This window comes from Streptomyces sp. NPDC001135 (assembly GCF_053598395.1).
The window spans coordinates 147,564-162,444 of sequence record NZ_JBSFKD010000012.1; the positions used below are offsets into that span (position 1 = coordinate 147,564).

Annotated in this window: 13 protein-coding genes; 7 read left to right on the forward strand and 6 right to left on the reverse strand. The window is 72.5% G+C overall.

The window, feature by feature from the left end:
• The first annotated feature begins 281 nt into the window (after positions 1-281).
• Positions 282-1,460 carry an ADP-forming succinate--CoA ligase subunit beta gene (gene sucC, locus ACWC94_RS17420; protein ID WP_450797396.1) on the forward strand — a complete coding sequence of 393 codons (1,179 nt, stop codon included), beginning with the start codon at positions 282-284 and terminating at the stop codon, positions 1,458-1,460.
• Positions 1,461-1,487: 27 nt separating this feature from the next.
• The gene (sucD, locus tag ACWC94_RS17425; RefSeq protein ID WP_450797397.1) at positions 1,488-2,372 is read left to right on the forward strand and encodes a succinate--CoA ligase subunit alpha; all 885 of its coding nucleotides are present in this window, start codon (positions 1,488-1,490) and stop codon (positions 2,370-2,372) included.
• A 146-nt stretch (positions 2,373-2,518) separates the two neighbouring features.
• On the opposite strand, the gene ACWC94_RS17430 is transcribed toward sucD, so the two are convergent.
• Positions 2,519-3,661, reverse strand: a complete 1,143-nt coding sequence (locus ACWC94_RS17430) for a helix-turn-helix domain-containing protein (protein ID WP_450797398.1) — start codon at positions 3,659-3,661, stop codon at positions 2,519-2,521.
• 152 nt (positions 3,662-3,813) lie between these two features.
• On the opposite strand from ACWC94_RS17430, the gene ACWC94_RS17435 reads away from it, so the two are divergent.
• Positions 3,814-5,697, forward strand: coding sequence for a cell division protein PerM (locus ACWC94_RS17435; protein WP_450797475.1), 1,884 nt, complete (start codon positions 3,814-3,816; stop codon positions 5,695-5,697).
• A gap of 402 nt (positions 5,698-6,099) precedes the next feature.
• Here the strand turns inward: ACWC94_RS17435 and ACWC94_RS17440 are convergent, their stop codons facing one another.
• Positions 6,100-6,891, reverse strand: a complete 792-nt coding sequence (locus tag ACWC94_RS17440; RefSeq protein WP_450797399.1) for a hypothetical protein — start codon at positions 6,889-6,891, stop codon at positions 6,100-6,102.
• 293 nt (positions 6,892-7,184) lie between these two features.
• On the opposite strand from ACWC94_RS17440, the gene purN reads away from it, so the two are divergent.
• Complete coding sequence (purN, locus tag ACWC94_RS17445) at positions 7,185-7,823, forward strand: phosphoribosylglycinamide formyltransferase (RefSeq protein ID WP_450797401.1); 639 nt, start codon at positions 7,185-7,187, stop codon at positions 7,821-7,823.
• Between the two features lie 29 nt (positions 7,824-7,852).
• Complete coding sequence (gene purH / locus ACWC94_RS17450; protein ID WP_450797477.1) at positions 7,853-9,388, forward strand: bifunctional phosphoribosylaminoimidazolecarboxamide formyltransferase/IMP cyclohydrolase; 1,536 nt, start codon at positions 7,853-7,855, stop codon at positions 9,386-9,388.
• A gap of 79 nt (positions 9,389-9,467) precedes the next feature.
• Here the strand turns inward: purH and ACWC94_RS17455 are convergent, their stop codons facing one another.
• The 4 genes from ACWC94_RS17455 to ACWC94_RS17470 form a co-directional block, all read right to left on the reverse strand.
• On the reverse strand, positions 9,468-9,950 hold the full coding sequence (locus ACWC94_RS17455; protein ID WP_450797402.1) for a hypothetical protein: 483 nt from the start codon (positions 9,948-9,950) through the stop codon (positions 9,468-9,470).
• A gap of 107 nt (positions 9,951-10,057) precedes the next feature.
• Positions 10,058-11,602: a protein kinase domain-containing protein gene (locus tag ACWC94_RS17460; RefSeq protein ID WP_450797403.1), complete on the reverse strand. Its 1,545-nt coding sequence runs from the start codon at positions 11,600-11,602 to the stop codon at positions 10,058-10,060.
• Positions 11,599-12,342 (reverse strand): FHA domain-containing protein, encoded by a 744-nt coding sequence (locus ACWC94_RS17465; protein ID WP_450797404.1) that lies wholly within the window; start codon positions 12,340-12,342, stop codon positions 11,599-11,601. Before ACWC94_RS17465 ends, ACWC94_RS17460 begins: the two co-directional genes overlap by 4 nt.
• A gap of 153 nt (positions 12,343-12,495) precedes the next feature.
• Positions 12,496-13,071, reverse strand: coding sequence for a hypothetical protein (locus ACWC94_RS17470; RefSeq protein WP_450797405.1), 576 nt, complete (start codon positions 13,069-13,071; stop codon positions 12,496-12,498).
• Between the two features lie 263 nt (positions 13,072-13,334).
• Here ACWC94_RS17470 and ACWC94_RS17475 point away from each other — a divergent pair, with 263 nt between their 5' ends.
• On the forward strand, positions 13,335-14,189 hold the full coding sequence (locus tag ACWC94_RS17475) for a bifunctional methylenetetrahydrofolate dehydrogenase/methenyltetrahydrofolate cyclohydrolase (RefSeq protein WP_450797406.1): 855 nt from the start codon (positions 13,335-13,337) through the stop codon (positions 14,187-14,189).
• The gene (locus tag ACWC94_RS17480) at positions 14,179-14,649 is read left to right on the forward strand and encodes a DUF3017 domain-containing protein (protein WP_450797407.1); all 471 of its coding nucleotides are present in this window, start codon (positions 14,179-14,181) and stop codon (positions 14,647-14,649) included. The genes ACWC94_RS17475 and ACWC94_RS17480 overlap by 11 nt, the downstream gene beginning before the upstream one ends.
• The last annotated feature ends 232 nt before the right edge of the window (positions 14,650-14,881 follow it).

A 14,881-nucleotide genomic window follows, 5' to 3' on the forward strand; every position in this document is an offset into this window, starting at 1 on the left:
GGGTCGTCGGCACGGGCCGGGACAGCGGGGGCCGCTCGCCTGGCACGGGTTCCGATCGGCACGGCGTGTCACGAAAGGCGGCATCATGTGACAGGTATCACCGCTCGTGTGTGACCCTCGATTTAGGGAGCCCCGTCAAGCGGCGATAACCTGCGAGACGGACATGCCGCGCGCTCGGACACCGTGTGCGCCTCCCTAGTGACAAGCGGACGTCACGTTGCCCTTCGCGGCACGCCCACGCATCCAACGAACCGCGAGATCACTGATAGGGACGGAAGCGCGTGGACCTGTTCGAGTACCAGGCGAGGGACCTCTTCGCCAAGCACGATGTACCGGTGCTGGCCGGTGAAGTCATCGACACGCCTGAGGCGGCGCGCGAGATCACCGAGCGTCTGGGCGGCAAGTCCGTCGTCAAGGCGCAGGTGAAGGTCGGTGGTCGCGGCAAGGCCGGTGGCGTGAAGCTGGCCGCCTCCGCGGACGAGGCCGTCGCCCGCGCGACGGACATCCTCGGCATGGACATCAAGGGCCACACGGTCCACAAGGTCATGATCGCCGAGACCGCTCCGGAGATCCTCGAGGAGTACTACGTCTCCTTCCTCCTCGACCGTGCCAACCGCACCTTCCTCTCCATCGCCTCCGTCGAGGGCGGCATGGAGATCGAGGAGGTGGCGGCCACCCGTCCGGAGGCCGTCGCCAAGACGCCGATCGACCCGATCGACGGTGTGGACGAGGCCAAGGCCCGCGAGATCGTCGCCGCCGCCAAGTTCCCGGCCGAGGTCGCGGACAAGGTCGCGAACGTCCTCGTCAAGCTGTGGGACACCTTCATCAAGGAGGACGCCCTCCTGGTCGAGGTGAACCCGCTGGCCAAGGTCGCCTCCGGTGACGTCATCGCCCTCGACGGCAAGGTGTCGCTCGACGACAACGCCGAGTTCCGTCACCCCGACTTCGAGGAGCTCCACGACAAGGCCGCGGCCAACCCGCTCGAGGCCGCCGCCAAGGAGAAGAACCTCAACTACGTCAAGCTCGACGGCGAGGTCGGCATCATCGGCAACGGCGCCGGTCTCGTCATGAGCACCCTGGACGTCGTCGCGTACGCCGGTGAGAAGCACGGTGGCGTCAAGCCCGCCAACTTCCTGGACATCGGCGGTGGCGCCTCCGCCCAGGTCATGGCGAACGGCCTGGAGATCATCCTGGGCGACCCGGACGTCAAGTCCGTCTTCGTGAACGTCTTCGGTGGCATCACCGCCTGCGACGAGGTCGCCAACGGCATCGTGCAGGCCCTGAAGCTCCTGGAGGACCGCGGCGAGAACGTCTCGAAGCCGCTCGTCGTCCGCCTCGACGGCAACAACGCCGAGCTGGGCCGACAGATCCTCACCGACGCCAACCACCCGCTGGTGCAGCGCGTCGACACCATGGACGGCGCGGCCGACAAGGCCGCCGAGCTGGCCGCCGCCAAGTAAGCACGAGGACGAGGACACCGACACACCATGGCTATCTGGCTCAACAAGGACAGCAAGGTCATCGTCCAGGGCATGACCGGCGCCACCGGCATGAAGCACACCAAGCTCATGCTCGGTGACGGCACGAACGTCGTGGGCGGCGTGAACCCGCGCAAGGCGGGTGCCACCGTGGACTTCGACGGCACCGAGGTACCGGTCTTCGGTACCGTCAAGGAGGCCATCGAGAAGACCGGCGCCAACGTCTCCGTCATCTTCGTGCCGGAGAAGTTCACCAAGGACGCGGTCGTCGAGGCCATCGACGCCGAGATCCCGCTGGCCGTCGTGATCACCGAGGGCATCGCCGTGCACGACACGGCGTCCTTCTGGGCGTACGCCGGCAAGAAGGGCAACAAGACCCGCATCATCGGCCCGAACTGCCCCGGCATCATCACCCCGGGCCAGTCGAACGTCGGCATCATCCCGGGCGACATCACCAAGCCGGGCCGCATCGGTCTGGTGTCGAAGTCCGGCACGCTGACGTACCAGATGATGTACGAGCTGCGGGACATCGGCTTCTCGACGGCCGTCGGCATCGGTGGCGACCCGATCATCGGCTCCACCCACATCGACGCCCTGGCCGCGTTCCAGGACGACCCGGAGACCGAGCTCATCGTGATGATCGGTGAGATCGGCGGTGACGCGGAGGAGCGTGCCGCCGCGTTCATCAAGGAGAACGTGACCAAGCCGGTCGTCGGTTACGTCGCGGGCTTCACCGCGCCCGAGGGCAAGACCATGGGTCACGCCGGCGCCATCGTCTCCGGCTCCTCCGGCACCGCGCAGGCCAAGAAGGAGGCCCTGGAGGCCGCCGGCGTCAAGGTCGGCAAGACGCCGACCGAGACGGCGAAGCTGGCCCGGGAGATCCTGGCCGGCTGAGCTTCTCAGCTGAGCGTCGGTGGGCCCGTTCCCTGGCTGGGGCGGGCCCACCGCCGTTTCGCCCACCGGCACCGGCACCGGCACCCCGCCGTGTCGCCCAGCGGTACCGGCACCCGGCACCGTTCACCCGGGTCCCCGTGCCCGTCTCACCCCGGCTCCGGCGCCAATCGCTCCGGCCCCCGCGCGGCAGCCCGCAGCTTTGCGCGCAGTGCCTGTTCCTCCCGTGACAGCGGGCCCATGACCCCCACCGCCGGCACTCCCTGTACGGCCTGCGCCGGAGCGACCGGGGCCTCGTAGTGGGTCGGAGCCGTCCGCAGGGTGAGTGTCGTCGCGCCGACGATCGTCACGGTGAACGCGATCGCCGCCCGGGTCCAGAACACGTTCCGCCGCTCGCAGCCGGTGCGGATCACCGTCGGCCTGCCCGCGCCCAGCCGCTCCTTCGAGGCCAGTTCGAGCAGCCGGCGGTGCAGCTGCGCGGGGTCGGCCAGGTCCGGCAGCCTGGCGGCCACCGCCTCCCGCGCGTGGGTCAGCCGGTTCGCGGCCGCCGGTGTGCTGGCCTCCGTCTCCGCCGCCGTCTCCGGAAGGTCGAGGCCCACCCCGTCGTAGAGGACGAGCGTGCGCCGGTACGACGGCGGAAGCGTCAGCAGGGCGTTCAGCAGCGCACGGTCGGCCGGGTCGGCGGGCGGCGGCTCCGGGTGCCGGTAGCGGGGCCGGAGACGGTGCCAGGGCGAGAGCGCGCAGTCGTACGCCACCGCCCGCACCCAGCCGCCCGGATCCCGGTCCAGGGCCAGCTCGGGCCAGCGCTGCCAGGCCAGCTGGAAGGCCCGCTCCACGGATTCGCGGGCCAGTTCCCGGCGCCCGGTGAGCAGGTACGTCTGGCGTACGAGGGCCGGGGCGCAGAACGCGTACAGCGCGTCGAAGGCCTGAGCGGGCGTCAGGGGCTCGGGGGTGACCGGTGTCGTGCGTGCGGCAGGGGGAGGCGCGGGGACGGCGGTGGGGGGAGGGGCGGGGGCTGCGGCGGTCGTGGGTGGCTTCTCCGGGACCGCCTCGGCCGTTGCCGTCTCCTCAGCCGCCGCCGGTGCGGCGAGTGCCCGCAGCAGTCTGGCGTAGGCCTCGCCCTCGCGTCCGTGCGGAACGCGACGGCCTGACTCCCACCCGCGGATCGTCGAGCGGCTGACGCCGACCCGCGCGGCGACCTGAGCCTTCGTCAGCGCCCGTGACGTGCGCAGCCGTCGGCGTTCCGGCGGCGGCGGCAGCGGGTCGTCGGTGTTCTGAGTCGTCGTCACCATGCGCCCTTCCGTGCGAAAAAGAACATAAACATATATTGGGCGACACATCGGAAGTTCGCCTGTTGCGCGGGGAAAGCGGGTGGCATTGGGAGCATGGCGTGGTGACTCTGCTGACCGCTCGCCGACCGTCCCTGTCGCCCTTGCTGACCCGGATGCGGGACCGTGAGCCCGGGCTGGCCGCGAGCCTCCTGGCCGGCGCGGTCGCGGCCGGCCTCGGATTCGCCTCGTTCGCCGCACTGCTGATGGTGCTGTGGGTCAGTTCGCCGTATCCCGACAGCGGTCCGGGCGGTGCGCTGCACGTCGCCGCGGCGCTGTGGCTGCTGGCGCACGGCGTCGAACTGGTCCGCACCGACACCCTCTCGGGTGCGCCCATGCCGGTGGGCGTGACCCCGTTGTTGCTGCTGGCGCTGCCCGTGTGGCGGGTGTACCGGGCGGCCCGGGACGCGGTGGACGCGCCCGACGACGCCGACGGCCCGCCGCCCGTACCGGCGCGCACGGTGTGGACCGGGGTCGTCCTCGGCTATCTGGGGGTCGGCGGCGCGATCGCGCTGTACTGCTCGGGCGGCGAACTGCGGCCCGCCTGGCCCTGGGTGACGATGTGTCTGCCATTGGTCGCGGCGGGTTCGGCGGCGGCCGGGGTGTGGTCGGCGTACGGCTGTCCCCGCGAACCGGTGCTGAACATCCTGACGGTGTTGCCGGGGCCCGTGCGGCGGGTGGTGTTCGGCGCGGACGAGCGCGCCCGCGTGGGCACGGCCGTACGGGCCGCCGGTGCCACTACGGCGGTGCTCTTCGGTGGCGGGGCACTGGTGCTCGGGATGTCGTTGGTGTGGCACGGCGGGGCGGCGCAGGCGTCCTTCCTCCAGCTGACCGAGGGCTGGACGGGGCGGTTCGCGGTGCTGGTGCTCGGTATCGCGTTGATCCCCAACGCGGCGGTGTGGGCCGCGTCCTACGCCCTCGGTCCCGGTTTCCTCCTCGGTACCGGACACGGGGTGAATCCGTTCGCCTCCGATCCGGCGCCGCTGCTGCCGCCCTTCCCGCTGCTGGCGGCGGTCCCGGACGCGGGTGCCGGGTCGCTGCCGAACTGGCTGGCGGGGCTGGTGCCGGTGGCGGCCGGGGTGACGGCGGGGTGGTTCGTGGCGCGCGGGGCCATGGAGCGGCCGGAGCCGGGCGCGGGGGCCGTGGCTCGGTGGTCGACCGCCCGCACCGCCGGGGTGATGCTGCTGACCGCGACGGTGTGCGCGGCGGCCTTCGCCCTGCTCGCCGAGCTGGCGGGCGGTCCGCTGGGCGTGGCCGCGCTGGCCCGCTTCGGACCGGTGTGGTGGCAGAGCGGGGGAGCGGTGGGGGCCTGGACGGTGGTGTTCGGGATGCCGGTGGCGCTGGTCGCGCGGGGATGGCGGGTGTGGCGCGGGCGCACACGGGGCGGGGAGATCCCGGCGCAGGGCGCGCCCGCGGGGCGGGACGGCACGGTGCCCACGGCGGACTCCGGGACGGGGGGCGGCGGAACCGGAAACGAGCGGGGGGAGGCGAAGGAGCCGACGCGGGCCGAGGACCCCGCCGAGGCAGAGGCCGAGGGACAGGGGGAGGGGCAGGGGCAGGGCAAGGACGAGGGAGGGAGCCGGGAGGAGACCGCGAAAGCCGGGGGAAAGGACGCGGCCGGGGGCAAGGAGCCGGGCACGGGCAGGATCCTTGCCCGGCCGCCGGCCGTGCCCGGCACGGCCGGTGCGGCGGAGGAGGACGCGTACGACATCCTCCCGGCCGACGACCCGTTCGCCCCGGACTGGCCCGACGACCTCACGCGCGCCTCGCGCTGGACGGCCGTGCGAGAGCCCGCGGCCCCGCGCGACACCGCGGACACCCCGACCGCACAGCCGAGTTCCTCGCCGACCCCGCCCGCCTGGCCCCTTCCCCCGGAACCACCGGCCACGACGCACACACCCCCGCCCCAGCCACACCCCCACCCGGCCACCGCCGAACACACCCCGGACCCCGCCGAGCCGGCCACGGGCGCTGCCGACTCCTCGCCGGAGACGGGCTGACCTCACGGCCCTCGACCGTTCACCCTTGAACGCGCCCGGGTTCCGCCGAGCCGGCCACGGGGGCCCGCCGGCTCCTTGCCGGAAACCCGCTGACCCCACGGCCCCGCCCGGCCACCGCCGAACACACCCCGGACCCCGCCGAGCCGGCCACGGGCGCTGCCGACTCCTCGCCGGAGACGGGCTGACCTCACGGCCCTCGACCGTTCACCCTTGAACGTGCCCGGGTTCCGCCGAGCCGGCCACGGGGGCCCGCCGGCTCCTTGCCGGAAACCCGCTGACCCCACGGCCCCGACCGTTCACCGTTGAACGCCCCGGGCTCCGCCGAGCCCTCGCCGGAGACACCGAAGTCTTCGTCCGCACCCGGTCACCGAGCCCCGCCGGGCCGTCCGTCAGTGCCCGGCGTCAGTCGTTGCCAGCCCCCAGGACCCCCCGCAGCTCCTTCGGCAGCAGGGTGTCGCAGGACTGTTTGGCCTCGTGGGTGAGGGCGTCGCCGACGCAGGTGTAGTAGTCGCGGTAGACCAGCTGGACCGTGAACGTCGAGGCGACCAGGACCAGGGCCAGGGAGGCCGTGACCAGGCCGCCGACGGCCGCCGTCGTCTGGGGGCGGCCGGGGGCGGCGGGCGCCGGTGCCGGGGAGTCGGGGTGGGGACCGCGCGGCTTGGCGCGCAGCGCGCTGATGCCCCAGTGGAGAGCCAGGGCGCCCAGCAGCAGGGCCACGTACGGCCAGCTGAACAGGGCGAAGAAGACGGCCCACATACCGGACAGCAGGGCGTAGCGCGCGCGGCGCTGGGCGGGGTCGGTCGGGTCCCAGCGCATGCCGGAGCCGGCCGGTCCGCCGGGACCCTGGGGGCCGCCGCCGGGCCGCTCGCCGAAACCTCCGGGGGAGCGTCCGGGCTGGCGGTCGCTCCACTGACTGCCCCACGGGGAGCCGCCGGGACCGGCACCCTGGTGACCCTCGGGATGGCGGGGCTGCCAGGGCTGGTCCGGGGTGCCCTCGGGCGGCGGCGCGAACGGGTTGTCGTCCTGCTGCCCGCCGTTTCGCCCGTCACCGTCGCGGCCGTCCTGACCGCCCCGACCGTCCTGCGGGGCCTCGGGCGGCGAGACCGGCCGCTCCCGCAGCAGCACGGCGCCACGCTCGCCCCCCTGGGCCGGGCGCGGAGGGAACGTGAGGAGTCGCAGGCTGCGATCGGGCATCAAAAGAGCGTCTTCCCCTGGGTGAATACGGCTGTCCCACATGAGCTTCCACCCCGACAACGCACCGCACGACGACCGCGTTCCCGAGGCTTCCCCTTTGTGATTCCTCGCGAACGCTACCTTCCGGCCACTCCCCCGTCCCGTGGGGGCCTTCCCGAGTGCCGGTATCGTTGCTGACGGTCGGCCGCTTCGTAGACTTCCCCGTATCGCGGGGTGCGAAGCATTCGTACGAACGTACAACCGCACGTGCGACCACCGACCGGACATCGCCCACCCCGAGAAAGGGCCCCATCGTGGCCGCCACCCCCGCTGGCCCCGCGGTCAAGCGCCTCGTCGTGCTGGTCTCCGGGTCCGGCACCAATCTGCAGGCGCTCCTGGACGAGATCGAGCGCACCGGAGCCGAGCGGTACGGCGCCCGGATCGTCGCCGTAGGGGCCGACCGTGCCGGCATCGAGGGACTCGCCCGCGCCGAGCGGGCGGGGCTGCCGACCTTCGTGTGCAGGGTCAAGGACCACGCGAGCCGCGAGGAGTGGGACGCCGCCCTCGCCGAGGCCGTGGCCGCGTACGAGCCGGACCTCGTGGTCTCCGCCGGGTTCATGAAGATCGTGGGGAAGGAGTTCCTCGCGCGCTTCGGCGGGCGGTTCGTCAACACCCACCCGGCCCTGCTGCCGAGTTTTCCGGGGGCCCACGGCGTCCGTGACGCGCTCGCGTACGGCGCCAAGGTCACCGGCTGCACCGTCCACTTCGTCGACGACGGCGTCGACACCGGCCCGATCATCGCCCAGGGCGTGGTCGAGGTCCGGGACCAGGACGACGAGAGCGCGCTGCACGAGCGCATCAAGGAAGTCGAGCGAAGGCTGCTCGTCGAAGTCGTGGGGCGGATCGCCCGCAACGGCTATCGCATTGAGGGACGAAAGGTAGTTATCCAGTGACCGCCACCGCCGAGAGCACGAAGCGGCCCATGCGCCGGGCGCTCGTCAGCGTCTACGACAAGACCGGCCTGGAAGACCTCGCGCGCGGCCTGCACGAGGCCGGTGTGGAACTGGTCTCCACCGGGTCCACGGCCGGCCGCATCGCCGCCGCCGGCGTCCCCGTCACCAAGGTCGAGGAGCTGACCGGCTTCCCCGAGTGCCTGGACGGCCGGGTCAAGACCCTGCACCCGAAGGTCCACGCGGGCATCCTCGCCGACCTGCGGCTGGACAGCCACCGTGAGCAGCTCGCCGAGCTCGGCGTGGAGCCGTTCGACCTCGTCGTCGTCAACCTCTACCCCTTCCGCGAGACGGTCGCCTCCGGCGCCTCGGACGACGAGTGCGTGGAGCAGATCGACATCGGCGGGCCGTCCATGGTCCGTGCCGCGGCCAAGAACCACCCGTCGGTCGCCGTGGTCACCAGCCCGCAGCGGTACGCCGACGTCCTCGCGGCCGTCAAGGACGGCGGTTTCGACCTCGCCGCCCGCAAGAGGCTGGCCGCCGAGGCGTTCCAGCACACCGCCGCCTACGACGTCGCTGTCGCCTCGTGGTTCGCCTCCTCCTACGCGCCGGCCGACGACGCGCAGTTCCCCGACTTCCTGGGCGCCACCTTCGCGCGCAAGAACACCCTGCGCTACGGCGAGAACCCGCACCAGCCGGCCGCCCTGTACGTCGACGGCAGCGGCGGGCTCGCGGACGCCGAGCAGTTGCACGGCAAGGAGATGTCGTACAACAACTACACGGACACGGACGCCGCCCGCCGTGCCGCGTACGACCACGACGAGCCCTGCGTCGCGATCATCAAGCACGCCAACCCCTGTGGTATCGCGGTCGGTTCGGACGTCGCGGAGGCGCACCGCAAGGCGCACGCCTGCGACCCGGTCTCCGCGTACGGCGGTGTGATCGCCGTCAACCGGCCGGTCAGCAAGGAGATGGCCGAGCAGGTCGCGGAGATCTTCACCGAGGTCATCGTCGCCCCGGACTACGAGGAGGGGGCTCTGGAGGCCCTCGCCAAGAAGAAGAACATCCGGGTCCTGAAGGCCCCGGGCGCTCCCTGCAACCGGGTCGAGGCCAAGCAGGTCGACGGCGGTGTCCTGCTCCAGGTCACCGACCGGCTCCAGGCCGACGGCGACGACCCCGCGGGCTGGACGCTGGCCAGCGGTGAGGCGCTCGGCGACGAGGAGCTCAAGGAGCTGGCGTTCGCCTGGAAGGCCTGCCGCGCCGTCAAGTCCAACGCCATCCTCCTCGCCAAGGACGGCGCCTCGGTCGGCGTCGGCATGGGCCAGGTCAACCGCGTCGACTCCTGCAAGCTGGCCGTCGAGCGGGCCGGCGAGGAGCGGGCCCGGGGTTCCTACGCGGCCTCCGACGCCTTCTTCCCCTTCCCGGACGGCCCGCAGATCCTCATCGACGCGGGTGTGCGGGCGATCGTCCAGCCGGGCGGCTCGATCCGTGACGAGCAGGTCGTCGAGGCCGCCAAGGAGGCGGGCGTGACCATGTACTTCACGGGCACGCGCCACTTCTTCCACTGATCACCCGGACAGGCGTCCGACCCGCATGACGGCCTCCGGCCCTCCCCCGAGGGAGCCGGAGGCCGTCGGCCTGTTCGGGTCAGCAGGGACGCAGGGACCAGATCGGGTCCCAGGTGGCGGTGCCGGCCTCGTAGGCCGTCGAGGTCCAGCGGACGCTGCCGTCCTGGTTGTAGAACCTGGCGACCGTGCCCGGCGTCTGGTTGTTGGTGAACGGGCCGTCCCCGGTCCAGTTGTGGACCGCCCAGGTCTGGCACTTGTAGAAGTCGAACTTGGTGCCGTTGACGATCATGCACAGGTGGCCGTAGGCGCAGTCCAGGTCCTTGGCGGCGAGCTTCCCCCGCGGGACCCTGGTGAGGGTCAGGCCGTCGTACCGGACCTTGTCGGCGCCGGTCTTCAGGGGCTTCGGGTGCCCGGCGAGCACCTGGTCGGCCGTGGCCTGGATGCCGGTGACCCGGGTTCCGTCCGGTGCGGCGGCGGTGGCCGCCACCGTGGAGCCGGCGAGCAGGGCGGTGGCCGCGACGAGCAGTGCGGCGGGCTTGGCGATGTTCACGTGTTCCCCCATGTGAACGGATGGTGTCGGTCCCTCCGCCGCGGCGTCCGTGCCGCCGTTGCGGAGCGGTTCCACCGTGCCCGCGGTGCCGGCCGTCCGGTACCTCGGAAGTCTCAGGGTCACTTCTTCCCCGCGGGCGTGTACTCCTTGAGGTAGTGGGCGACACGGGCGCAGTAGTCGCGGTACTTCGGGGGAACTCCGCCCGTGTCGTTCACCTTCTTGTACGACGTCCGGTAGCCGGCCGCGGTGAGCACGCGCTTGTCGCCGGGCAGGCCGTCCTTCAGGTGGGAGTCGATGAAGCACAGGTAGCGGCCCATGGCCGGGATGGACACGGAAGGGGACAGCGGCGGGGTGGGCGTCGCCGACGCGGGGACGCCGTCGTCGCGCATCCACCAGCGCAGCACGCCGGGGGTCCAGCGGGCGATGCCGAACTCCTGCTTGCCGGGGTCGGAGAGGTCCGGGTCGAAGTTGCTCTCGGCCTTCAGCATCGCCGCGATGAGCGCGGGGGTGACGTCGGGCTCGGAGCAGGCATGGGCGGAGTCCACGACGAGCCGGCGGTAGGCGACCGGAACGCCCTGGCCGGTGCGGAGTTCCGAGGCGCCGTAGGAGGCCGGCGCGGCATCGCGGGCGTCGTCGCCCCGGCCGTCCGCGACCCAGGTGCTGATGCCGTAGCCGAGGGCCGCGACGGCGACGGTGGCGGCCGCGGCCGAGGCGACCGCCGCCCGCCGGCGTCTGCGGCGCGGGAACAGGCGGGGCAGGCGCGGTGAGCGGCCCGTGCCGGCCGCCGCATCCACGCGGCGCAGCAGGGCCTCGGTGGTGATGCGTGCGCCATGGGTACGGGCCAGGCAGTCACGGACGATGTCCCGCCAGGCGTCCGGGAGTTCGGGTGACAGGCGCAGTTCGTCGGTGCCGCGCGCGTAGGCGGCGGCCGCGTCGCGGCGGGCCGTCGGGGTGGCGCCGGACAGTGGGAAGGAGTCGGTGAGGACGAGGTGGGCGAGCACACCGAAGGCCCAGACGTCGGCGGACGGGCGGATGCGCCGGCCGCGTTCGCCGATCTCCGCCCACAACAGCTCGGGCGGGGTGTAGTCGGGGGTGGAGAAGGCCGGGGTGTAGGCGTGGGTGCCCTCCAGTTCGGCGGCCATGTTGAAGTCGGCGAGCCGTGCCGAACCGTCCGCCATCAGCAGCACATTGGCCGGTTTCAGATCCCCGTGGACCCAGCCGGCCCGGTGCAGCTGGGCCAGCCCCTCGCAGATCTGGGCGAGCAGGGCGGGCCCGGCGTCCGGGCGGGGCGAGGCGGCGAGCAGGGCGGACAGGGAGCCCTCGGCGCGCTCCAGTACGAGGACGGTGGCGCCGTCGAGGGCGGGGCGGGCCGGGTCGTCCACGACGAGGGTCTCGTACATCCGGATCAGCCGCGGCCGCCTGAGCCGGCGGTACAGGCCGACCTCGCGCTCGATGAGTTCGCGCAGGTGGGCCAGCTGACGCGGGGTGCCGGTACCGGTCGGCAGGAACTTCAGGGCGGCTGTGCGCGGCAGTTCGGACGTGCCGTCCCCGGTGCGCCGGCCCGCGTACACGCTGCCGAAGGCACCCGTCGCGATCGGTTCGCGCACCTCCCAGACGCCGACCCGGTAGCCCCTGGGCACCGGTACGGCGTACGGCTCGGTCACCGGGCCGCCCGGCTGACCGTCCCGGACAGGACGACCAGGTCGTCCTCCCGCACCAGGTCGAAGCGGAGCGCCAGCGAGACCAGGGACTCCTTCTTGCCGTTGAGGCGGGGGCCGGTGTCCGCGGTCTCTGGGCCGGGTTTGAGCCGCAGCTTGACCGCCAGGTAGTCGATGTTCCACTGCACCGAGGTGCGGGAGGCGGCCGGCCAGGTGGGGCTCAGCCGGTCGACGACCTGGTCGACGGTGGGCAGCGGGGCGTGCGGGTCGCCGCGCAGCCGCGGTTCGCACAGGGCGGCCAGGACGGCGAAGTAGCGTTTGGTGCGGTCGACGGAGAAGGCCGGGGCGGTGGTGTCGCCGTCCGGACCGGCACCGTCGCGCAGGTAGTCGTGGCGCGGCGCCCACACCTCGATCGTCAGCAGTTCCCCGGCGGCGGGCAGCACGATCCGCGAGAACTCGAACGGGACGGGCGCGTCGAGCCTGCCGGGGCCGACCTTGATGTGCTCGCCGGCGCCCTCCGGGTTCTCCACGACGTACGTGTGCCGCGCGGACAGGTTGCTCAGTATCCAGAACGCACCCTGGGCGCCGAGTTCGCCGGCCCGGCGGGAGACCCCGTCGTGCGGGATCCTCAGGTCGTTGCCGGGCGCCCGCCCGAAGCTGAGGCGCTCACCGGGGGCGAGCCGGATCTGGGTGCGGTCCTGCCGGTCCTCCGGGGTCGGCGGAGGTACGACGATGATGCTGTACAAGCTGCGGCTCCCCGTGCCTTGCGGCCACCCCGGCCGGGTACGGCTACCCGAGTCAGACTAGGGGGAGACACCAGGGCCGTGCCTCCCCCTGGACGGGTGAGACACGGCCCTCGATGTTGAATTGGCGCGAACTGTTCCGTCGCGCGGGCGGGTTCAGTACCGGGCGCGGTTGAACCAGGCCTTGCCGTTGGCGCCGCCGACGAAGCAGGCGATCAGGATGGCGAGCACCGCGTGGACGAGGCCCACGATGACGAACGGGTACAGGCCGAGGACGCCGGTGATGATGCCGAACACCAGGGTGGTGATGCGGACGCCGTTGCCGCCGGTGTTGAACTTCGCCGCGAGGACGGCCGCGAACACGCCCCAGGCGAGCGCGAACACCGCCATGCCCAGCAGGATGCCGGTTCCGTAGTCGGCGACCCGCTGGAAGGAGGAGTCGTCCTGCACGGCGCTGTCGTTCTTCGCGTGGTTCACGGCCACGGCGTAGAACGCGAACAGCGCCACGCCGACCACCTGCAGGCCGACGATCACCCACAGCATCACGCGCGCGGCGCTGACGTTGCCCGGCATGGCGGTCATCGGGGCGCCGGCGCCGTACTGCTGCTGGACGGGCGGCGCCGCCGGGTAGCCGTAACCGGCACCCTGGGGCTGCTGGCCCTGCGGGTAGCCGTAACCGGGCTGCTGGCCCTGCGGGGCGCCGTAGGGGTTGTTCGGGTCGCCGTAGCTCATGGCGGTGTTTCCTCCGTTGCTCGAGTGCTGGGGACGAGGCGCGGCACTGCACGGAGGAGAGTTTCTACAGATGCGGTCCGTCCCCCCGTCGAGCTGCCCGCTGCACTGTTCTGCTCATCGTTCTTGACCGATTACTGACTTGTCCAGCCGGGACCCCCAGGTGTTGTGCAAGTGCAACATCGTCGATCATCTGCCGACAAGGCGGTACGGGGCCCCGCCCCCCGGATTGGAACCGGGGCCGGGTCATCCGCGAGGATGGGTGCATGACCGCCCAGATTCTCGATGGCAAGGCCACCGCAGCCGCGATCAAGTCCGATCTGACCGCCCGCGTGGCGGCGCTGAAGGAGAGGGGCGTCACGCCCGGCCTCGGCACGATCCTGGTCGGGGACGACCCCGGCAGCCAGAAGTACGTCGCCGGCAAGCACCGCGACTGCGCGCAGGTCGGCATCGCCTCCATCCAGCGCGAGCTGCCGGCCACGGCGACCCAGGAGGAGATCGAGGCGGTCGTACGGGAGCTGAACGAGGACCCGGCCTGCACCGGCTACATCGTCCAGCTGCCGCTGCCCAAGGGCATCGACGAGAACCGCATCCTGGAGCTGATGGACCCGGCCAAGGACGCCGACGGGCTGCACCCGATGAACCTCGGCCGGCTGGTGCTGAACGAGCCCGCGCCGCTGCCCTGCACCCCGAACGGCATCCTCTCCCTGCTGCGGGCCCACGGCGTGGAGATCAAGGGCGCCGAGGTCGTGGTCGTCGGCCGCGGTGTCACCATCGGCCGGCCGATGCCGCTGCTGCTCACCCGGCGCAGCGAGAACGCCACCGTGACCCAGTGCCACACCGGCACCCGCGATCTGTCCGCCCACCTCAAGCGCGCCGACATCATCGTCGCGGCCGCCGGCGCCCCGCACCTGATCCGCGCCGAGGACGTCAAGCCGGGCGCCGCCGTCCTGGACGTCGGTGTCTCCCGCAACGCCGAGGGCAAGATCGTCGGCGATGTCCACCCGGACGTCGTCGAGGTGGCCGGCTGGATCTCCCCGAACCCCGGCGGTGTGGGGCCGATGACCCGGGCGCAGCTGCTGGTCAACGTGGTCGAGGCGGCGGAGCGCAGTGCCGGCTGAGCAGGCGCACGGCGGCGAGCCGACCGTGCGCGACGCGACCAGCGCCCCGGACGCGCAGGGGCGGCTGCGGCGGACCACGCGCCGCTTCCCGCGGATCACCCGGGACACCGCGCGGCCCGAGGGCGGCGGCCGGGCGGCGCCGGGCGACGCCCCGGCCCCGGCGCGGCAGTGGCCCCTGCTCGTGGTGCTCGGCGCGGTCGCGCTCGGTCTGCTGCTGACCGCGCTCGACGTGTTCCGTTTCGGCACCCTGCTGATCGGCGCCGCCCTGCTGGCCGGGGCGGTCATGCGCTGGATACTGCCCGGCGTCGGCATGCTCGCCGTGCGCTCCCGCTTCACGGACATCGTCACGTACGGCGTCCTCGGCCTGGCCATCGTCCTGTTGGCGATGATGGCCCAGCCCAAACCGTGGCTGCAGGTCCCGTTCCTGAAGGACACCCTGCACTTCACCATCAGCCAGTAGAGGCGTGCGCAGGGACGGCGGCGGCTCGTCCCCTCCCCCGAGGAGGGACGAGCCGCCGCCGTCCCTCAGCCTTCCGCCCGTGAACCGCCTGTTCAACGCCTGTCCGTGCGCTGTGGCACGGAAGTGACCGTTCCGCTACGGTGTCCGCGCGCGCCGCCCATGCTCCCGCGCGCCCCCGCTCCGGGAACTGGGATCCTTAGGCAGTGCATCCTTGTGGGTAGCCAGCACGGGG